Below are 20,317 nucleotides of genomic sequence, written 5' to 3'. Positions count from 1 at the left end.
GGGGCGGCACAGGGTCGCCCCGGTGCAACCATACAGAGAGGAAGCACACCATGACGATCGCAAGACGGGAAATTCGCTACGGCGGTGCCATGCTCGATCAGAAGGAGATCGATGCCGTCGTCAACGTGATGCAGACCAGCATGGTCGTGGGGCCGCAGGTACAGAGCTTCGAGAAGCGCTGTGCGCAGTTGCTGGGCCACGAGTACGGGATCATGGTGAACTCGGGCAGCAGCGCGCTGATGCTGGCGCTGCGCCTGGCAGATCTGCCCAAGGGTTCGGAGGTCATCACGCCGACGCTGACCTTTGGTACGGACATCTCGAGCATCGTGCTGACCGGACTGGTGCCGGTGCTGGTCGACGTCGAGCCCGACACCTACCAGATCGACATCGACAGCATCGAGCGCAATATCACCCCGAAGACCCGCGCCATGCTGGTTCCGAACCTGGTCGGTGGCATGCCCGACTGGGATCGGCTGCGCGCGATCGCCGACAAACATGGGCTGATCCTGATCGAGGACAGTTGCGACACCCTGGGTGGTACCTTCCGTGGCAAGCCTGCAGGCAAGCGGGCGCACATCAGCGTCACCAGCTTCTCGATCTTCCACATCATCACCTGCCTCGGCAATGGTGGCCTGGTGGCGGTCGACGATGAACGGCTGTGGGATCGTGGCCTGATGCTTCGCGCCTGGGGCCGGTCTTCCGAGAAATTCCTGCACGGCACGCGCCAGGGCGACAGCGACGGACGTTTCCTGGAGAACATCGGCGATATCGAATACGACGGCATGTTCATCTTCGAAGAGATCGCGTACGGCTTCATTCCGAACGAGGCGGGTGCGGCTTTCGGGCACGAACAGCTCAACAAGCTCGATCGGTTCACACAACTGCGCCAGGAACGCTTCGAGCTGCATGCGCAGTACCTGGAGCGCAATGCCGATGTGTTCATCAAGGCGCGTGTGCATCCGGACGTGTTCACGACCTGGATCTGCTACCCGGTGATGCTGCGCCCGGAGCTCGGCTGGAGCCGCCGTGCGCTGCAGATCCATCTGGAAGAGGCGGGGGTCTTCACGCGGGTGATATTCTCCGGCCACGCGGCGCTGCAGCCGATGATGAAGGACGTCGCTTACCGGGTCGACCCGCAGGGCTGCCCGAACGCCGAGCGGGTGATGCGCCACGGCCTGATGCTGCCCTGCCACCCGACGATGACGGTCGAGGACTGCCAGTACCTGTACCAGGTGCTCGACGAGTTCATCGCGCTGCAGCGTGCGAAGTGATGCCGGATCACACGGGAGCAAACGCCATGCTGGAGAAGATCACCCTGCCGGGTACGGAACTCGCGGTCAGCCGTCTGTGCCTGGGCACCAATATGTTTGGCAGCGCACTCGAGCCCGCGCAGGCAGCCGCCATCCTCGAGACGTTCTTCGCCTCCGGCGGCAACTTCATCGACACCGCGCATTCCTACGGTGACTGGGTGCCGGGGATCGCGCAGGCAGCAAGCGAGCGCAGCCTGCGCTCGCTGCTCGCCGGCCGACCACGTGCGAGTTACGTGCTGGCGACCAAGGGGTGCGAGTTCGACTACCGCAAGGGCGATTTCGCGTTGCGGGTGACGCCCGAGCTGCTGAAGAGCGATCTTGCCGGCAGCCTGGAGACGCTCGGCGTCGATTGCATCGACCTGTACTGGCTGCACCGCGACGATCCGTCGCGGCCGGTCGGTGTGATCGTCGATGCGCTGATCGCCGCGCAACAGGCAGGACGCATCCGCCACTTCGGCTGCTCCAACTGGAGCGTGGCCCGCATCCAGGAGGCCCAGCGCTACGCAGCCGGCCTGGGCCATCCGGGCTTCGTCGCCTGCCAGCCGATGTGGGGTCTGGCTGAACCAGACCGTGCCGCGATGATGCGTTTCGCACCGGGTGGCTATTACGAGGATGGGTACCGCGCGCTGCACGCAGCCGGCATGCCGATGATTCCGTATTCGGGGCAGAGTCGCGGCGTGTTCAGCAAGCTGGCCGAGGGACGCGAGGATGCGATCAGCGAGGACGTGAAGGCGCTGTATTGCACCGACACCAACCGGCGCAAGCTGGTGGCAGTGCGCGAACTGGCCGAGCGCCACAGCGTCCCGATCAATGCCATCGTGCTTGCGTACCTGTGCAGCCAGCCCCTCACCACGGTCCCGATCATCGGCGCGAGCAGCGTGCGGCAGTTGCAGGAGAGTATCGCTGCCGCCGCAGTGCGGCTGGATGCGGCTGAACTGGTGGCGCTGCGCGAGGCATGAAGGTGGGCACGATCGTCGACGTCTGTATCGTCGGTTCCGGCGCCGGCGGTGGCGTGATGGCGGCCGAACTGGCACGCGCGGGGATCGAGGTGGTGCTGCTCGAGCGCGGTCCCGAGCGCAACACGGTCGATTTCCTCCACCAGGACGAACTCGCGAACATGGTGCGCCAGGACTTCTTCGCTCCCGGCTACCGTGAGACGCTGCGCGAACACGCGGACCAGGAAGCGAAGCCGGGTCACTACAGCATGTTGGCGCAGACGCTCGGCGGCAGCATGGTGCACTGGGGTGCCTGGAGCTGGCGCTTTCGTGCCGACGAGATGCGTGTGCTCTCGCGCGACGGTGGCGTGCCGGGAGCGAACCTCGCCGACTGGCCGATCGACTACGCCGAGCTGGAACCGTTTTACACCCTGGCCGAGCAGGCGCTCGGCGTGTCGGGCCGAGCCGGTTCGAATCCTTTCGAAACAACGCGCAGTGCCGGGTATCCGAATCCGCCGCACGTCTACCGGCCTTCGTCGCGTCTGATCGAAAGCGGTGCGCACAAGCTCGGGCTGCACCCGTTTCCGTCGCCGCTCGCGATCAACAGTCGCGCCTACGACGGGCGTGCGAAGTGCATGAACGGTGGTCAGTGCGCGGGCTTCGGCTGCCCGGTCAACGCGAAGGCGTCGCCGCTCGCGATCCACATCCCGCTGGCGCGCGCCACCGGCAAGGTGCAGATCATCACCGGCGCGCGAGCGCTGGAAATCACCGTCGATGCCGAATCACGTGCCCGCGCCGTGGTCTATCGCACTGCCGAGGGCGCCACGCGCGAGGTGCGTGCCCGTCACGTGATCGTTGCGGCCGGTTCGATCGGCAGTGCGGCCCTGTTGCTCGCCTCGCGTTCGGCGCGTTTTCCGCAGGGACTTGCCAACGGCAGCGACCAGGTAGGCCGCAACCTGATGTGCCACGTGTTCGCGTACCTGAACTTCGATATGCGCGAGCCTTCGCTCGCGCAGTTCGGGCCACCCGGAAACGTGGCGGTAGATGACCATCACCCGTCGGATGCAGCACGCGGTTTCGTCGGTGGTGCGGCGATCTGCGAGGCGATCAATCCGCTGCCGATCGTGCATGCGGCAAAATTCGCCGACTACCTGCAGGGACAGCGCAGGTGGGGTGAAGGCCTGAGCCGCTATCTGGAGCGTTACCCGCATTACTGCGGCATGATCGCGATCGGTGAGGACCTGGCGCAGGCGAGCAACCGCGTCGATCTCGATCCGGTGCATCGCGATGCCGACGGTGTGGCATTGCCGCGTATCACGCAGGCACGGCATCCGAACGATCTGGCACTCGTGCGTTTCATGGAGGAACGGATGCGCGAGATCGCCGACGCGGGCGGTGCGCTGAAGACCTTCACGACGGATTACATCGGCGCAGGTACGGCGTCGGGTCATATCATGGGCACCTGTCGCATGGGCGGCGACCCGCGCGTCTCGGTGATCGACCGCTGGTGCCGTTCCCATGAGGTGCCGAATCTGTGGGTGGTCGACGGCAGCTTCTTCCCGAGTTCGGGTGGCTACAACCCGACGCTCACGATCGTCGCCAACGCGTATCGTGTCGCTGCACATTTCGTCGCCGAAGCGCGACGACTGAATCTGGGTTGAAGCGCATGGAACGACGTGAATTCCTCCGTTTCGCAGGCGTGGCGTTTGGCGCAGCGCTGTTCGACTACCCGCTCGCGGTCGCGGCAGCGCGACAGTCCGTGGAACCCGTCGTGCTGGATGGCAGCGAGTGGCGCCTGCTCGATGCGGTGTGCGCGCGCATCCTGCCACCAGTGCATGGTGTATCGACCACCGATGCGGGTTGCGTGAACTTCATCGACAAGCTGCTCGCGCACGAGGAGCAGGCGTTGGCGCCCGGTTACCGCGCCGGGCTGGCGGCGCTGGCAGCAGTGGTAGCGGCAAGCGCCCAGCAGCAGTTCAACGAGTTCGATCCGGTACGCCAGGACGAACTGCTCGCCGCGCTGGAGGAAGGGAAGCTCACGCCGTGGCCGGCAGCAGCGCCTGCGCAACCGGAGTTCTTTGCGCAGTTGCGCTGGCACACGCTGCTCGGCTTCCTGGCCGACCCTGCCTACGGCGGCAATCGTGGTGGCGCGGGCTGGCGTGCGATCGGCCATCCGCAGCACCCGCACGGGTCGGGTGGCGTCAGCGACGAGCAGGTGACCGGGAGTGTGCCGATCCGGCTCGTGTAGCGCGGCGCTTCAGAGGCTGTCGCAGAAGCCGGTCGAGCATTGACATGTCCGGTGCGTGACACTGCCTTCGCAGTGCCGGGACGCCGTGGATGCATCCCTGCAGGCACGAGTGCCGCATCCCCGCGGCACACGCCCCCCCCCCCCCCCGATGCGAAGGCGTCGCCACGCGCCTCGTGGTGGTTTGCGACACTCTCCTGCGCTACCTGGTTTCTGCGCTCTACAGGTTGTACGTCACCTCGATGCCGATACGGCGACCCTTCGACAGCGGTGCGAAGGTGCCACCCAGCGGAATCAGCGGAGTCTGCGAGATATACGTCGGCAACTGGGTGTCGTTGCCGTGCAGGACCTTGTTCAGCAGGTTGCGCCCGTAGATCGAGAAGACCCAGTGGCCACCGGCGCTCTGGAAGTCGATTCCGGCGTCGATCTGTTTCTGCTCGTCCAGGATGCCGAGGTTGTTGTCGGTATACGCCGATTCGTCACGGTATGCGTAGCTGACGCGCGAGGACATCGTGCCCCAGCCACCGAGTTGCAGGTCGTGGTTGAGGCCGAGCGTGTACGTCACCGGGGCGGCACGCGGCAGGTCGAGCGCCTTGTCGGTACCGTTGATCACGCTGTCGCCGTTCAGATCGTAGAGGACCTTGTCGTAACCGGCGTCGGTGATGCCGACCGATGCCAGCGCGACCAGGTTGTCCGTCAGCGAGAGTGTTGCGTCGATCTCGATCCCCTTGATCGTTGCTTCGGCAGTGTTGCGGACGAGCTGGATCACGCCGATCGGACCGGGCAGGTTGATCTCGCGCTGCATGTCGTCGATCGTGTTGTAGAAGACCGCCGCATTCAGCCTGCCGCGTTCGAAGGTCGCCTTGTAGCCGAATTCGATGCTGTCCACCGTTTCCTGATCGAAGGGGCCCGGTACGTCACGCGGGTTGAACGAGGTGTTGCGCATGTTGTAGCCGCCCGAGCGCGTTCCCTGGCTCCACTGTCCGTAGAACATCGCCCGATCGGACAGGTGGTAGGTGAAGCCGAGTTTCGGCGACACGCTGTTCCAGCTGTCCTTGTCGACGAAGTCGAACGGGCAGTTGCCACTCTTGACGACGTTGCACGGCCGGTTCATGTTCCGGCTCAGCGAGGCGATCTTCGTGCTCTTGTCTTCTTCCGAATAGCGCACGCCGGCGTTCAGTGTCCACCTCTCGTCGATGTCCCAGTCGACTGACGCGAACACTGCCCATGAGTCGGTGTCGAGCAGCCCTCCACCGTCGAATATTGCCGCCGGACGGACGCCTCCGGTTGCAATGCCGAGCATTTCACGGCGTTCGTGGTAGTCGATCTGGCTGCTGAACAGGTACAGGCCGGTGGTCACCTCGAGCTGGTCGTGGAAACGCCCGTGATAGCGCAGTTCGTTGCTCTTCTGCTCGTATCTCAGCCAGGACGGTGCATGGAACAGCCAGCGCGGCTGCGAGTCGATGTCGGCAAGGCCGTCGGACTCGTAATCGCGCCAGCCGAAGATGTTGGTCACGGTGCCGTCGCCGAATGCCACATCCCAGTCGAGCTGGGCGGTGAACGCGTTGGTCTCGTAGGTGATGAAGCCGGGCTCGTCGATCGAGACGTTGAAGCTGTGGCGGTTGAAGTTGGCCCAGTAGCCCGGAACTCCCGAGCCGTTGGTGTGGCTCTGCCCGATCACGCCGTCGCCGTCGCCCTTGCTGTATTCGTAGCGCAACACCAGCTCGACCTTGTCGTTCGGGCGGATCACCACCACCGGTCGCACCATCTTCTGCTCGAACTGGCCGAGATCCTTGCCGTCGAAACGGTTCTCGATGAAGCCGTCGTCGTCGTTGTAGTAAACGGTCAGCCGTGCGGCCAGCCCGTCGCTGACGGGGCCGCCGACGCTGCCCATCAGGTACTTGCTGGGACCACCATCCGGGCCCTGGTCGATCGCGGCACGTGCGCTGAACTCGAAGCTGTCTGCGGGCTTCTTCGTGTTGAGCAGTACGGCGCCGCCGGTCACGTTGCGGCCGAACAGCGTGCCCTGCGGTCCACGCAGCACTTCCACGCTCTGCAGGTCGAAGGTATCGAACACCAGGCCGTTGTTGAGACCGACGTAGACACCGTCGATCACCACGCCAACGGTCGGGTCGATGCCGGGAATCGAGCTGTTGATGCCGAGGCCGCGGATCGAGAAGTTCGCGGTACCGCGTGCGGTGCCGACGTCGTCGAGCGCGACGTTCGGCAGGCGTACCGACAGATTCGTGAGGTCACGGATCTTCAATGCATCGAGCTGGCTGGCGCCGAGTGCCGAAATCGCCATCGGCACGTCCTGCGAGGCCTCTTCGCGCTTGCGCGCCGTGACGATGATCTCGTCGAGAATCGCTGCGACGCCTCCCGGTGCGGCATCCTGTGCGTGGGCCAGCGGGATGCACGCGATCGCGGCTGCAAATGCGCTGATACCGGTCGCGAGTGCCTTGCTGCGAGACGCCCGTATGGTTTGTTGCCTGGCCATGTTCGTTTTCCTTGTTGTCGGGATGAGGGTTTCGCCCTGAAGTGTGGTTCGTTTTCGTGAGGGCGGCAAGGACAGGCGCAGGCGCAGGACGGATTCGTACGCGCCGAACGTTTTGCGGCATCCTCTCTCTCTCAGGCACGGATGCGCAGGCGCTGGCTCACTGCATCGGCCACGGCAAATCCCGACATGATCGCCTGCTGCGTGCCGATACCGCGCCCGCCGGCGTCGCAACCGACCAGGAACAGTCCGCTTACCGGCGTTTCGATCGACGGTTTGTCGCTTCCGCATTGGCCCACGATCTGCGCAAGTCCTATCGTTTCGCCGCCGCTGCCGGGGACCGTCGGGTCGCGGGTTGCGTTGGACACGCTGCGCGTGGTGTACAGATCCTTGTCTTCGACGAGTTCGCGTGCCTGCGGGAACAGCCCGAAGAAGATCTCTTCGCCGGCATCGGCCCAGGCGATTGCCGATTCGCGACTCATTGCCGGGTCTGGCGGGCAGAACGAGCCGGTCAGTATCACCTGCTTGCCGGTTGGCGCCGCGTCAGGGTCGTAGTTGTTCTGCGCCTCGAAATAGAGAATGCCTTCGCGTGAGCCGTGCCCGGCGTCGGCTGCGCCGAGGCGCTCCCTGCTCCACGGGCTGGTATCCGAGAATACGTTGCCAAAGCCACGCTCGGTCACTGGCTGGCGCAGGAAATAGCGGTAACCGAGCAGCGCGTACGAGGGGACCAGCGCCTTCACGCGTGTCACGTAGTCGTGCGGGAAACTCGCTTCGCCGGCGAGTTTCAGCACTGTTGGCTGGATTCCCGCGTTGCTGATCACCACCGGCGCCCGATAGCAGTCCGGCGAACCGGCACCACTCGAGGCAACGCGGATTCCACGGGCACGACCATCTTCGATCAGCACGCGCTCGACCCGCGTGTGCAACAGCACCTCGCCGCCGTTTGCGCGTACCACGTCGAGGCAGGCGTCGGACAGGCGTCCGTAGCCGCCCTTGCAGAACAGTCCGCCACGACGCAGGTAGATGTCCTGCAGTCCCTGGATTGCTTCGGCAGCGTCGAGGCGATCGACCGGCACCATGTACATGCCGTCCAGGCACAGGCTGACGATGAATGCGTACAGCGAGCGGGGCAGCCTTGCAGCGCGCAGGAAGCTGTCGAAGTCGCGACCCTCGTGGGTCGTGATCTCGTGCGCTGGCATCATCGTCAGCGTCATGAAAAAGCCGAGCGCCCGTTCGTGTTCGGCGGCCGGAATGCCGAGCCAGTCGAACAGCACGAATGGATCGACACCACTATCCGGCATCGCAGGCATCGCCCGGTACTCGCCCTGCGGTGTCCGGTAATAGCTTCCGGAACGCGATTCGACGAGGGTGACGCGATCCTGCACTCCCAGCGTGTCGACCAGCTTCTGGCACCAGTTGTCGACCACGGGTGCTCCCATCACGGGCCATGCCTGATACGTGAAGCCGTTCTTGTGCAGCGTCATCGCCTTGCCGCCGGAGACGTTGTTCTTCTCGGCGAGCAGCACCCTGAAGCCGCGTTGTGCGAGCAGCGCCGCGCAGGCGGAACCGCCGAAGCCGGCGCCGATCACGATGACGTCGTGGGTGTTGCCGTTCATGACTCGATGCCTCGCACGGATTGCTCTCGGTCCAGAGTCTGGACATACGGCGTGCACGTGTGGGCTGTCGTTTCCCCGCTTTGGGGAATCGCTGCATCGGGGCAGCGGATTCACGGCTTCGTGGTACGCCTGCGACGGCGGCCACCGAGGTCGCTCAGCCAGAACGCATCGGTGATGCGGAGCACGATCTCGACCTGGCGTTCCGTCGCCTGCTCGCCGAGTGGTTCGATGTCGAGCACGCCACGATAGATCGGTGCCATCGTGACGTACGACATCACGATGTTGTTGAAGGCGATCACGGTCCATAACAGCAGGTGGCGCACCTCGTCGTCCACGCTGGCGAGGGCTTCCAGTGCAGCGACGGTTCCGCCGATCATCGGTTCGATCAACTGCTTGGCAATCGTCGCGCTGCCTGGCCCGCCGCTCAGTGCTTCGTGCTGGATGATGCGCGCCAGGTGCGGGTTGCGGATATGCATGCGTACCACGCGGGCCTGCCAGTCACGGATGCGTTCACGCGTCAGGGTGCCTTCGCGCAGTTCTGCGAGTGGTGCATTGAAGCGCTCGATCAGCCGGTTCAGTACGGCACGATACAGCGCTTCCTTGTTGCGGAAATGGTTGTACAGGCTGGGTGCGCGGATGCCGATGCGATCGGCGACATCGCCCAGCGTGGTCGCGTGGTAGCCGCGTTCGGCGAACAGTTCCTCGGCAGCATCGAGGGCGCGTTCGGCGGTGGGTTTCATCGCGCGGTGTTCCGTGCTCGGCGTGGCGGCAGAGTATATCCCACGCCCTGCACGGCTGTGCTGGCTGCCTTTGGTTGCGACTGGAGAGGCGGTCGCGAAAGCCCTTCGAGCATTGACCTGAGCGGCGTGTGACAACGCCTCGTCATGTGTTGCGACACTCTCTGAAGAACGCCACGGCCGGGCAGGAGCCGACCGTGGCGTGCTGACTCACCAGCGGTAGGTGAAGCTCGCGCCGTACATGCGGGGGTCGTCCCAGTACGAGGTGGTCAAGTTGCCGAAGCCCGGGCCGAAGTCGATGAAGTTCGACACGTGCTTCTCGTCGGTCGCGTTGCGTACCCACAGTGCCGCTTCGCCATGACCCGAACCGAGCGGCATTTCCGTCAGCGCGAGGCGCAGGTTCAGCAGCCCCACCGAGCCCACCTTGGAGTTGCGGGCGATCGGTTTCGACGGGTCGTACGCAGGGCCACTCGCCGCGAGCTGGTACGCGTACGAATACCATGAGGACTGGTACGTGAAGTCCGCGATGGCACGCAATGATCCATGGTCGGTCTCGGCAAGCCGTGCATCGACGAGGAGGTTGAACGAGTCCTTCGGCGCATGGATCATCGCGCGGTTGTTGGCCTGGTCGATACCACCGTCCATGAACTTCTTGTATTCGGAGTCCAGGTAGCCGTAGCTCGCCTGCAGGCGCAAGCCGTCGAAGGGAACGAATACGCCCTCGATCTCCAGGCCCTTGGTTTCTGCTTCGCCGGCGTTGCGCACCACGGAGCCCGACGCGCCTTGCGCGGTAAAGATCGACAGTTGCATGTCTTCATTCTTGTTGAAGAACGCAGCCACGTTCAGTTGCGCACGCCCGTCGAGGAACATCCCCTTGTAACCGATCTCGTACGATTTCAGCTTCTCGGGCTTGTACGGCGTCGTCACCTCATGGATGCGCGAAGCCATGCCTTCGGGCGTGAAGTCGAGCTCTCCGCTGAATTCGCCGTTGTAGCCACCGCTCTTGAAGCCCTCGGAATACTTCCCATAGACGCTGTGGTCGTCGTTCAGATCGTAGCCGAGGCTGATCAGGGGCGTGGTCGCAGCGAAGCTGTCGGAACCCCTGGTTCCCTCCGGGATCAACGGGATGAAGGGCGAGCCTTGCGCGAAGTTCACGCCGAGCACGCGAGTGCCCGTCTTGTCTTCTTCGGTGCGGCGCAGTCCCAGCGTAAGCGTGAGCGCGTCGGTGAGTTCGTATTCGAACTGACCGTATACCGCCACCGATTTGGCAGTGAACGCGTAGCGCGAATCGAAGTTGAAGGTGCCGAAGAAGAAGGTCTGCGGGTTCAGTACCGACCCATCGTCCTTGAAGTAGTAGAGGCCGGCGACGTAGTTGAAGCGATCGCCGCTGCCGACGAGTTGCAGCTCCTGCGATTTCTGGTCGTACTCTGCATCACGCGCCGTGTGGGCGACCGCAACGATGCTGCCGTCGAGGTCGATCGCGTCATCCCAGTTCATCTTGCGGTAGGCGCTGATCGACTTCAGCGTATGGCGATCGTTGATGTCCCAGGTCAGCGTCAGCGAGTGGCCGTCGACATCCGATTTTTCGTAGGTGTCCAGGTCCAGCGCTGCTCTTTTCAGCCGGTGTTTCGTCGGCGTCATGCCCGGAATGCCGAGATCGCTGCGATAGAGCTGGTTCAGCGGCGGCTTCTGGTCGATATCGGTGGTATCGAAACGGTAGTCGGCCTCGAAGTTGTCGGTAAACGCCAGGTTCACTGCCAGACGACCGGCAAAGTCGTCCTTCGACGCGGCTTCGCGCGTAGGTCCGTTGACTACCTTCACCCAGCCGTCGCGCTGCGCCGACTGCAGGCCGAACGATACGCTGGCGATACCCACGCGCGGCAGGTCCATCGCAACCTTCGTGGTGTGTGCACCGTAGTTGCCGAGGCTGATCGTCGCCGAGCCGCCGAACTCGCCGCTCGGTTTGCGCGTGACGAAGGACAGGGCGCCCGCGAGCGTGTTGCGGCCGTACAGCGTGCCTTGAGGTCCACGCAGCACTTCGATGCGCTCGACGTCGACCACGTCGAAGACCGATCCCAGTGATTTGCCGATATATACCCCATCGACGTAGATGCCTACGGGCTGGTCCCAGTAAAGAGCCGGGTTCTGCTGCGCGCTGCCGCGGATCGCGATCTGCGAGGCGGTGGCGCTTCCGGGTGCCTTGCTGACCTGGATGTTCGGTGCGAGTCCGTGCAGGCTTTCGATATTGGTGAGCCCACGCGACTCGATCTGGTCGGCACCGAATGCGCTGATCGCAATCGGCACGTCCTGCAGGCTTTGCTCGCGCTTCTGCGCGGTAACCACCATTTCCTCGATTCCGCCGCCGTGACGCTCCTGCGCCAGCACGGCAGGCGAGGCGAGCAGTTGCGAAATCGCCAGTGACAGCGCCAGGGCGCCGTATCGTTCGAGTTGCTTGTGCATTTCCCGTATTCCCCTTGTTGCGGTGAGATTGTCTCCTCGCGGCATCCTTGCCGGCGCGCGCATTGTGTTCGCAACGGGCTGCTGATTGCTGTGAAAATGTTCATACGATCCATGTTGCTGCGAACTGTGCCACAGGATGGGTTGTCGCCGGCGTTTGCACAGGCTCGCGTGCCGGGTCCAGAATGCTGGCCCCGTGAAAGACGGCCGTTGCATCCTGCAACGCCGGTGTTGGAAGCGCCGAGGAGGTTGCGATGTCGATACCCCCCCATGCCGGTCTGTCCACCCGTTGTGTGCATGGGCATGCGTTCGACGACGCCCACGGCAGCGCGCTGCTGCCGGTCTATAACACCACGACCTTCGCTTTCCCGAGCACGGCAGATCTGCTCGATGTGATCGATGGTCGCAAGCCAGGCAGCCTGTATACGCGCTACGGGATGAACCCGAGCATCCAGGCGCTCGAACAGACGCTGGCCGGCCTCGAAGGTGCCGAGGCGGCGTGGGCGTTCAGTTCCGGCATGGCGGCGGAAGCAGCACTGTTTCTTGCCCACGGGCGCGAGGGCATCGTGTGTGTGGGAGATGCCTACGGTGGAACCATGGAGCTGCTGTCGCGGCAACTGCCGTTGCTGGGGATCAGTACGCACCTGATTCTCGGCAGCGAGATCGGGCGGCTCGATGCCCTGCTGGCGGGTGGCGCACGAATGGTATTCCTCGAGACGCCGACCAACCCGGTGCTCGAGCTGTTCGATATCGGTGAAATCGCGGCACGTGCGCACGCGCACGGCGCCCGCCTCGCGGTCGACAACACCTTTGCGTCGCCGGTCAACCAGCGTCCGCTCGAACTCGGAGCCGACTTCGTCGTGCACAGTGCGACCAAATACCTCGGCGGTCACAGCGATCTCACGGCGGGTGCGCTGATGGGCTCGAGCGAGTTGCTGCTGCCGGTGTGGGACTGGCGCAAGAACCTCGGTTCGATGCCGGCGCCGGGAACCGCGGACCTGCTGATGCGCAGCCTGCGCACGCTGGTCGTTCGGGTACGCCAGCAGAACGCTTCTGCGCAGGCGATCGCCGAGGCGATGGCAAGTCATCCGCGGGTGGCCCGCGTGCTCTACCCGGGATTGCCGGGCTGTGCGGGTCACGAGCTCGCGAAGCGGCAGATGTACGGCTTCGGCGGCATGCTGACGATCGAGGTGGCGGGTGACGGCACCACAGCGTCGCGGGTTGCGGACCGCCTGCGCGTGTTCGCGCTGGCGCCCAGCCTGGGTGGTGTCGAAAGTCTGGTCACGCAGCCGTGTACGACTACGCACCATGGTCTGAGTGCCGAGGAACGGGCGCGGCGCGGCATCAGCGATGCCATGTTGCGCCTGTCGGTGGGGCTGGAAGATCCGGCCGACCTGATCGCGGATCTGCGCCAGGCGCTCGGCTGAGCCGCAGGCCTGCGTGCGCGCGGTGTCAACCGTGATACCGGTTGCGCGTTGATAAGGGCGTGCCTGCGGATGGGCATTTGACAGTTCGGAATCCAGGGAGACTATCGCATGATCGTACGCAATATCGTTACCTTGCTGGGCGCTGCCGTGCTCGCGCTCGCTGGCTGCACCCCCTACCAGGGTCAGAACGAGGCTGCCGGCATGGTGGTCGGAGGACTGCTGGGTGGTGCGCTGGGTTCGCGAGTTGGCGGGGGGCATGGTCGCACTGCCGCAATCATCGCCGGGACGCTGCTGGGTTCGCACGTTGGCAGCCGGGTCGGAATCACGATGGACGAGGTCGACCGGCGCCATACGGCCGAGACGCTCGAAACCGTACGCACGGGCGTGCCATCGACATGGCGCAACCCCGACAGCAATACCCGGTACACGGTAGTTCCAACGCGAACCTACGCCAGCGATTCCATGCCGTGTCGCGAATACACGGTCGATGCGGTGATCGGCGGGCAGAACGAGAAGGTCTACGGTACGGCTTGCCGTACGGCCGACGGCAACTGGCAAGTGCAGAACTGAAGCACCCGCGGGATGGCGTGGTGGCGCGGCAGCACGCGGCGTGAATACACGGCAACCGCATTACTGGAAGCGGGCCTGCGCCGATTTGTCGGCGCAGGATCCGGTTCTGGCGAGTCTCATCGCACGCTATCCGGATGCTGTACTGGCGGATCGTGGTGATCCGTTCCAGACGTTGGCGCGCGCGATCGTCGGACAGCAGATTTCGGTGAAGGCCGCCGACAGCATCTGGGAGCGTTTTGCCGCGCGCTGTGCCAGCGTCAGCCCTGATGTGGTCGCCAGGCTCGACGCGGGCGACCTCGACGGCTGCGGGCTGTCGCAACGCAAGGTCGAGTATCTGCGTGATCTCGCGTGCCATTTCGACGACGGGCGCATCGATCCGCTGGGCTGGCAGAGCATGGACGACGAGGCCGTGATCGCAGAGCTGATCGCGGTGCGCGGGATCGGACGCTGGACTGCGGAAATGTTCCTGATCTTCGGACTGCGTCGCCCCGACGTCTGGCCGGTCGATGACATCGGCCTGCAGCGTGCGGTAGGGATGTTCTATCGGGGCGGCGAGCGTCCGAGCGCGCAGATGCTGCGCGAGCACGGCACACGTCATGCGCCCTGGCGAACGGTGGCGACCTGGTATCTGTGGCGCAGCCTGGACCCGATGGTGGTCCAGTATTGATTCTTATCTGGACAAACGAAAGGCTGACGCGCTAAGGTTCACCCCGTCTTTACGCCGTGGCGTGTCCTTATCGAACCGATGCCTGGACATTTGCAGACCCCGAATCGCCTCAGATTCTACCTGAGCCGAATGGCCGCTCGCGGATTCAGCGCCGACGAGGTGCTGTACGGCACGGGCCTCGACGCCACGCAGTTGCAGGAAAGCAACCGGCGCATTCTCACTGGCCAGTTCCGGCGGGTGATCCGCAACATGCTCGAACTCACCGACGATCCGTACCTCGGCATCGCGCTGGGTGAGGAGTTCAAGATCAGCAACCTCGGCATCCTCGGCTACGCGGCGCTGAGCGCTGCAAATCTGGCGCAGTCGAGTGAAGTGTTCGACAGGTACGGTTCGCTGAACGAGCTGATCGTCAGTGCGCTCGGCCAGGTACGTGATGGGCGCTGGCTGTTCGAGATGCGCGATGCGTACATGCTGGGCGATCTGTTTCGCTTCGCCGTGGAGGAGTTCGTCAGTCGCACGATGGAGCTGTCGTCGAGCCTGACCAACCGCGAATTTCCGGTGCTCGAACTGCGGCTGGCGTATCCGGAGCCGCCGGATCTGTCGGCCTACCGGCGCCGCTTCGCGTGTCCGATGCACTTCGATCAGCCGCAGAACGTGGTGTATTTCGACGCCGCACGGCTGCAGGATCCGATCAGCCTGGCAAACGTCGAGGTGTTCAAGCTCTGCGAGCGACAGTGCCAGTTGCTGGTCTCGCAGAAAGAGGATACCGATCTGCTGTCGCGCCGCATCCGTGACTATCTGGTCAAGAATCCGGGCTGTTTTCCGTCGCTCGATGATATGGCAGCACGCTTCAACCTCGGTTCGCGCACGTTGCGGCGCCGGCTTGCGGCAGAAGGGCTCACGTACCAGCAGATACTTGACGACACGCGTTGCGAGCTTGCGGTGCAGTACCTGCAGCATACCGGCCTGACGCCGAAGGAGATCGGTTTCATCCTCGGCTACGGCAGCGTGTCGAACTTCCGGCGTGCCTTCAAGGCATGGACGGGCCACAAGCTCAGCGAGTTCCGTGAATCGAGAGTCCTCGTCGAGCGGATCGTGGTCCATCACCCCGCGAGCTGAGGAAAACCCCGTGGCTGGCGAACACGAACCGGTCGCACTCACCCGTTACGCGCACGGCGGGGGTTGTGGCTGCAAGATTGCACCGGCGCTGCTTCGCGAGATTCTCGGTGAATCGGCGCTGAATTCGCTGGTGCCGGCGGATCTGCTGGTCGGCAACGAGAGCAGCGACGATGCGGCCGTATGGCGCCTGAACGACGAGCAGGCGATCGTTGCGACCACCGATTTCTTCATGCCGATCGTCGATGATCCGTTCGATTTCGGACGCATCGCAGCGACCAATGCCTTGTCGGACATCTACGCGATGGGAGGCACGCCGCTGTTTGCGCTGGCGATCGTCGGCATGCCGGTCGACAAGCTGCCACCGGCGGTGATCCGGGCGATCCTGCGCGGTGGAGAAGCGGTATGCCGCGATGCGGGAATTCCGGTTGCCGGTGGACACTCGATCGACTCGCCGGAACCGATCTACGGGCTGGTGGGGATCGGAGTCGTGCATCCTGCCCGCCTGCTGCGCAACGACACCGCACGCCCGGGCGATGTACTGCTGCTGGCAAAGCCGCTCGGTACCGGCGTGTTGTCGGCCGCGCTGAAGAAGGGAGCGCTCGACGCGGATGGCTACGCCGCGCTGATCGCCTGCACCACGCAACTGAACCGTATCGGGGCGGCTCTGGCGCGTCTCGATGCGGTGCACGCAATGACCGACGTCACCGGTTTCGGCTTGCTGGGGCACGCGCTCGAGATGGCGCGCGGTTCGGGTTGTCGCGTCCGCATCGAAGACGCGGCGCTGCCGTTCATTGCCGGAGTGCCCGAACTGGCGGAGCGCGGCTTCGTGACCGGGGCATCCGCGCGCAACTGGCAGAGCTACGGCGCCGAGGTGGCACTGCATGCCGGTTGCAGCGATACGCGACGTGCGTTGCTGTGTGATCCGCAGACCAGCGGCGGTCTGTTGATCAGTTGTGCTGCCGATGCAGCCAGAGAAATCGAGGTGTTGTTGAACGAGGCGGGCTTTCTGCAGGCAGCACGGATCGGGCAGGTGCTGCAAGCCGGCTCAGGCGCGCTCGTCAGCGTCGTCTGAGCGCCAGCACAGCCGCATTTCCAGTACCAGCGGTGCACCGGGGTGCACGATGGCTGGCTGTGAGTTCAGCGCATCGGGCGGTGCGGTCCACGGTTCCACGCAGAGTGCATGTTGGGGCTTTTCGTAGACCACCCACCAGGGATGGCTGGAGCCGATCGCGAGCCGCAGCGCCCCCGGCCAGTGCAGGCAGGGATCCTGGCGCAGCGCGGTGAGGCATTCGTCACCATCGCGCCTGGTTGCCGGCAATAGCGTACCGGTCGGCAGCCCGTCGCCGTCGAGCACCGCACGCATCGCTGCGTCGCAGTGCAGGCGCAGCAGCCCGCCGCGCGTGAGCCGGCGGCGAAACCAGGGGTGAAACCCCGCGCTGGCTGGATAGCTCGCGTGCTCGGCGTGCAGTTCGAGACGAGCGCTCAGCGAATCGTCGTCGAGCGTGAAGCGCTGCAGTGCAAAACCGCCGAGAGGCCAGTCCGGTCCGAACTCGCAGCGCAGCGTGTCCGTTGCGATGCGCTCCCACGCGCGCGACAGCACGGTGCCGTGCATCGGGTGCGAGACGCCGGCCTGCACGATGCGGTACTCGCGCCCGTCGAAATGGAAACGGCCGTCGCGCAATCGTCCGGCCCAGGGTGCCAGCGGATAGCTGCCCCACGCCAGCGGGTCGGCGTTGGCGCCGACCAGCAGTTCCTCGCCCAGAACATTCAACGACGCGATGCGCCCGCCGTGCGCAGCCGCCACGCGTACGCGGCAACGGGTGTTTTCCAGCAGCAGGTCCATGGATGCAGTGTAATCGGCCGCTCAGGTGCAGGAGCGCACCTCGGCAGATTGATTCCCGGAGGCAATGAAAAACCGGAGCCTGCAACGGAATATGGCATTCCGCTGCAGGCTCCGGTCAGAGCAACACGAAGCCCGTGGGCCGGTGTTTACCAGTTGAAGCTGAACGCTGCTCCGAAGGTGCGTGGTTCCTGGTAGTACGCAAGGCGATACCCCGCAAAGAAGCCAGGCCCGAAGTCGATGTAGTTCGTCGGCTGGCGCTCGTCGGTTGCGTTGCGAACCCACAGCGAAAACTCACCCGTACCATCGCCCAGAGTGAGTTCCGACAGCGACACGCGTGCATTCAGCAGGCCGTAGTTGTCGATGCGCGAGTACTTCGCAATGGTTCGAGCCGGGTCGATCTGCTGCTTCTGGTACGCGTAGCCGTAGAAGGCCTCCGTGTAGCTGTAGTCGATGAACGCACGGATTTCACCCCACTCGGTCGTGCCGAGCAGCGCATCGGCCGAGAGGTTCAACGTGTTCTCCGGGGCGTGCGGGAACGAGCGGTTCGAGGCGACGTTGCTGATCGGCAGCCCGGCTCGCGGTGCTTCCATGAACTTGTCCCACTCGGCGTCGAGGTAGCCGTAGCTGAACTGCAGGCGCAACTGTTCGATCGGCACCCAGGTGGCCTCGAGCTCGAAGCCCTTGGTCGTCGCTTCGCCTGCGTTGCGCACGTACGAGATGCCGGGCAGTCCGGAGAACTGCGTGACGTGCATGTCTTCAATGGTGTTCTGGAAGAGCGCGGCGTTCAACTGCAGCGTGCCGTCGAGCAGGGTCGACTTGGCACCGAGTTCCCAGGTCTTCTGCTGTTCCGGCTTGTAGGGGTGATTCAGCGCCTCGTCCAGGCTGGCCGCCTCGCCCTGGAAGCCGCCGCTCTTGAAGCCTTCGGAGTACTTCAGGTAGACGTTCAGGTCGTCGCTGAATGCGTAGGCGGCGCTCAGCATCGGCGTGGTGTCGGAGAAGGACTTGCTGGCCTTCCCGAACGGAATGCGTTGGCTGGGGATGGACGCCTCCTTGTAGCGCCAGCCGTCCTTGTCCTCTTTCGTGTGGCGCAGGCCTGCGCTCAGCGTGAGCTGCTCGGTGGCGTGCCAGTCGAGTTGCGTGTAGGCGGCCTTGGCCTCGGCGCCGAAACCGTATTGGGAGCTGTCGGTGCCGAAGAAGAACACGTGCGGGTTGATGGTGAAGCCGTCGTCCTTGTAGTAGTACAGGCCGACCACGTAGTTCAGGTTTGCTACATCACCGACCAGTTGCAGCTCCTGCGATTTCTGGTCGTAGTCGGAGTAGCGGTTCGCCGTTGCGATCGTCAACCGCGTGCCGTCGAGATCGACCGAGTCATCGTTCTTCAGGTCGCGGTAGGCGCTGATCGATTTCAGCGTGTTGTGCTCGTCGATCTGCCAGGTCAGCGTCAGCGCATGCCCCTTGAGTTCGAGCGTTTCGTAGCCGGGCCAGTTCGTGGCGACCTTTCCACGGCGTTTGGTTGCTGCAAACTGCGCTGCCTGGGACAGAGCGGGGACGGCGCTCGGGCCGACGTAGTAGAGCTGACTATGCGGCGGCGTCTGGTCTACATCGGTGTAGTCGTAGCTGTATTCCGCCGTGAAGTTGTCGGCGATGTCGAACCCGAGTGCGAGGCGCGCGCCGAGCTTGTCGCGGCTGTCGAGTTCGCTGCCGGGGCTCGAGTGCGACAGCTTCACCAGGCCATCGCGCTTTTCCGAGCGCACCGCAAACGAAGCGCGCACGATGCCCATCTTCGGCAGATCGATCGATACGCGTTCGGTGTGGTACCCGTAGTTGCCGAGTTCCAGCTTCACCGAACCACCGAACTCGCCGCTCGGCTTCTTCGTGATCAGGTTGACCGCGCCGGCCATGGTGTTGCGACCGTAAAGCGTGCCCTGCGGCCCGCGCAGCACCTCGATACGCTCCAGGTCGACGACGTCGAACACCGATCCCACGGACTTGCCGAGGTATACGCCGTCGAGATACATCCCGGTGCTCGGCTCCCAGTACATCGCGGCGTTCACGGTCACGCCACCGCGGATCGCCACCTGCGAGACCACGTTGCTGTTCGGGTACTTGCTGATCATCAGGTTCGGCGCCAGCGCCTTCAGGTCGAGAATGTCGTCGATCCCGCGCTCCTCGATCTGCGCCTTCGTGATGGCGCTGATCGCGATCGGCACGTCCTGCAGTCGTTCCTCGCGCTTCTGTGCCGTGACGATCACTTCCTCGATCGCTGTCTTGTCCTGGGCCAAGGCCAGGCCCGGGACCGATGCGGCGAGTGCTGCACCGATCAATGCGGCAATACCGGTCTTCTGCAAGTTGGGCTGTCGGGTAGTCTTCATGAAGTCTCCTGGGTTGTAGTCGGTTCAATATGCACGCGGCGGTTGTCCCGCTCTTCTTCAGGTATCTCGTTGGTAAGTCTACTTGAGCGCGGCGATATGGCTCCCGCAATCCCGCGGAATTGTACCGATTTGCGTCAGCAAAATTCACACGGTCACGGGCGCTCCTGCCCCGGGGCGAGGCATGGGCGCAAGGTGAGTGAAGGGTGCACTGCGCCGGGCTGCACCCGTTACATGGGGCTCAGAAGCCGCGGTAATCCGGATCGACCTCGTGCAGCGCGCAGGGTGGGGAGGCGCAATCATCCGGTTCCGGTGCGGCCTCCTCCGTCTCCACATCGGCAATCGGCGTGGCGGGGGAAGGGTTTGTGACCGACGGCGTCGTGTCCATCGGTTGCCGTGGATCGCTCATCGCCAGATCCTCCTGTGACACGTCATGATACGCCCGACGCGTCGTCGAAGGTGGATCGTGCGTAACCCGCGCGTGTCGCCACCGGCGCTACACTGCGCCGGAAGCAGGTTGCGGGCGCA

16 protein-coding genes are annotated in these 20,317 nt (G+C 64.2%); 9 read left to right on the top strand and 7 right to left on the bottom strand.

Annotation, left to right across the window (positions count from 1 at the left end; genetic code table 11):
- Window positions 1-50: 50 nt before the first annotated feature.
- The 4 genes from H7A12_04760 to H7A12_04745 are packed head-to-tail and all read left to right on the top strand — an operon-like array spanning window position 51 to window position 4,493.
- Window positions 51-1,271, top strand: coding sequence for a DegT/DnrJ/EryC1/StrS family aminotransferase (locus H7A12_04760; GenBank protein ID MCP5320123.1), 1,221 nt, complete (start codon window positions 51-53; stop codon window positions 1,269-1,271).
- A gap of 26 nt (window positions 1,272-1,297) precedes the next feature.
- The gene (locus tag H7A12_04755; GenBank protein ID MCP5320122.1) at window positions 1,298-2,269 is read left to right on the top strand and encodes an aldo/keto reductase; all 972 of its coding nucleotides are present in this window, start codon (window positions 1,298-1,300) and stop codon (window positions 2,267-2,269) included.
- Between the two features lie 2 nt (window positions 2,270-2,271).
- Window positions 2,272-3,906, top strand: coding sequence for a GMC family oxidoreductase (locus H7A12_04750; protein ID MCP5320121.1), 1,635 nt, complete (start codon window positions 2,272-2,274; stop codon window positions 3,904-3,906).
- A 5-nt stretch (window positions 3,907-3,911) separates the two neighbouring features.
- Window positions 3,912-4,493, top strand: a complete 582-nt coding sequence (locus tag H7A12_04745) for a gluconate 2-dehydrogenase subunit 3 family protein (protein MCP5320120.1) — start codon at window positions 3,912-3,914, stop codon at window positions 4,491-4,493.
- A 217-nt stretch (window positions 4,494-4,710) separates the two neighbouring features.
- Here H7A12_04745 and H7A12_04740 read toward each other — a convergent pair whose 3' ends face one another.
- The 4 genes from H7A12_04740 to H7A12_04725 form a co-directional block, all read right to left on the bottom strand.
- The gene (locus H7A12_04740) at window positions 4,711-6,987 is read right to left on the bottom strand and encodes a TonB-dependent receptor (protein MCP5320119.1); all 2,277 of its coding nucleotides are present in this window, start codon (window positions 6,985-6,987) and stop codon (window positions 4,711-4,713) included.
- A gap of 131 nt (window positions 6,988-7,118) precedes the next feature.
- Complete coding sequence (locus H7A12_04735; protein MCP5320118.1) at window positions 7,119-8,600, bottom strand: NAD(P)/FAD-dependent oxidoreductase; 1,482 nt, start codon at window positions 8,598-8,600, stop codon at window positions 7,119-7,121.
- Between the two features lie 110 nt (window positions 8,601-8,710).
- A complete protein-coding gene (locus H7A12_04730) occupies window positions 8,711-9,340 on the bottom strand; it encodes a TetR/AcrR family transcriptional regulator (GenBank protein MCP5320117.1) in 630 nt (209 codons plus the stop codon).
- Between the two features lie 207 nt (window positions 9,341-9,547).
- On the bottom strand, window positions 9,548-11,797 hold the full coding sequence (locus H7A12_04725; protein ID MCP5320116.1) for a TonB-dependent receptor: 2,250 nt from the start codon (window positions 11,795-11,797) through the stop codon (window positions 9,548-9,550).
- 251 nt (window positions 11,798-12,048) lie between these two features.
- On the opposite strand from H7A12_04725, the gene H7A12_04720 reads away from it, so the two are divergent.
- The 5 genes from H7A12_04720 to selD all read left to right on the top strand — a co-directional run bounded on the left by H7A12_04720 (window position 12,049) and on the right by selD (window position 16,649).
- Window positions 12,049-13,221 (top strand): PLP-dependent transferase, encoded by a 1,173-nt coding sequence (locus tag H7A12_04720; GenBank protein MCP5320115.1) that lies wholly within the window; start codon window positions 12,049-12,051, stop codon window positions 13,219-13,221.
- A 111-nt stretch (window positions 13,222-13,332) separates the two neighbouring features.
- Window positions 13,333-13,791, top strand: a complete 459-nt coding sequence (locus tag H7A12_04715) for a hypothetical protein (protein MCP5320114.1) — start codon at window positions 13,333-13,335, stop codon at window positions 13,789-13,791.
- Window positions 13,792-13,831: 40 nt separating this feature from the next.
- Window positions 13,832-14,458, top strand: coding sequence for a DNA-3-methyladenine glycosylase 2 family protein (locus H7A12_04710; GenBank protein MCP5320113.1), 627 nt, complete (start codon window positions 13,832-13,834; stop codon window positions 14,456-14,458).
- Between the two features lie 129 nt (window positions 14,459-14,587).
- Window positions 14,588-15,577 (top strand): AraC family transcriptional regulator, encoded by a 990-nt coding sequence (locus H7A12_04705; protein MCP5320112.1) that lies wholly within the window; start codon window positions 14,588-14,590, stop codon window positions 15,575-15,577.
- Window positions 15,525-16,649, top strand: coding sequence for a selenide, water dikinase SelD (gene selD, locus H7A12_04700; protein MCP5320111.1), 1,125 nt, complete (start codon window positions 15,525-15,527; stop codon window positions 16,647-16,649). The genes H7A12_04705 and selD overlap by 53 nt, the downstream gene beginning before the upstream one ends.
- Here the strand turns inward: selD and H7A12_04695 are convergent.
- The 3 genes from H7A12_04695 to H7A12_04685 form a co-directional block, all read right to left on the bottom strand.
- A complete protein-coding gene (locus H7A12_04695) occupies window positions 16,623-17,420 on the bottom strand; it encodes an aldose 1-epimerase (protein MCP5320110.1) in 798 nt (265 codons plus the stop codon). The two genes, selD and H7A12_04695, sit on opposite strands and share 27 nt — an antisense overlap.
- Before the next feature lie 146 nt (window positions 17,421-17,566).
- Window positions 17,567-19,792 (bottom strand): TonB-dependent receptor, encoded by a 2,226-nt coding sequence (locus tag H7A12_04690; GenBank protein ID MCP5320109.1) that lies wholly within the window; start codon window positions 19,790-19,792, stop codon window positions 17,567-17,569.
- A 238-nt stretch (window positions 19,793-20,030) separates the two neighbouring features.
- Window positions 20,031-20,198 carry a hypothetical protein gene (locus H7A12_04685; protein ID MCP5320108.1) on the bottom strand — a complete coding sequence of 56 codons (168 nt, stop codon included), beginning with the start codon at window positions 20,196-20,198 and terminating at the stop codon, window positions 20,031-20,033.
- Between the last annotated feature and the right edge of the window lie 119 nt (window positions 20,199-20,317).

It is taken from the genome of Pseudomonadales bacterium, assembly GCA_024234165.1.
In the GTDB taxonomy this organism is placed as follows: domain Bacteria; phylum Pseudomonadota; class Gammaproteobacteria; order Pseudomonadales; family UBA5518; genus UBA5518.
The sequence above is the reverse complement of the archived record's forward strand: the minus strand, read 5'-3'. Positions and strand labels throughout refer to the sequence as shown.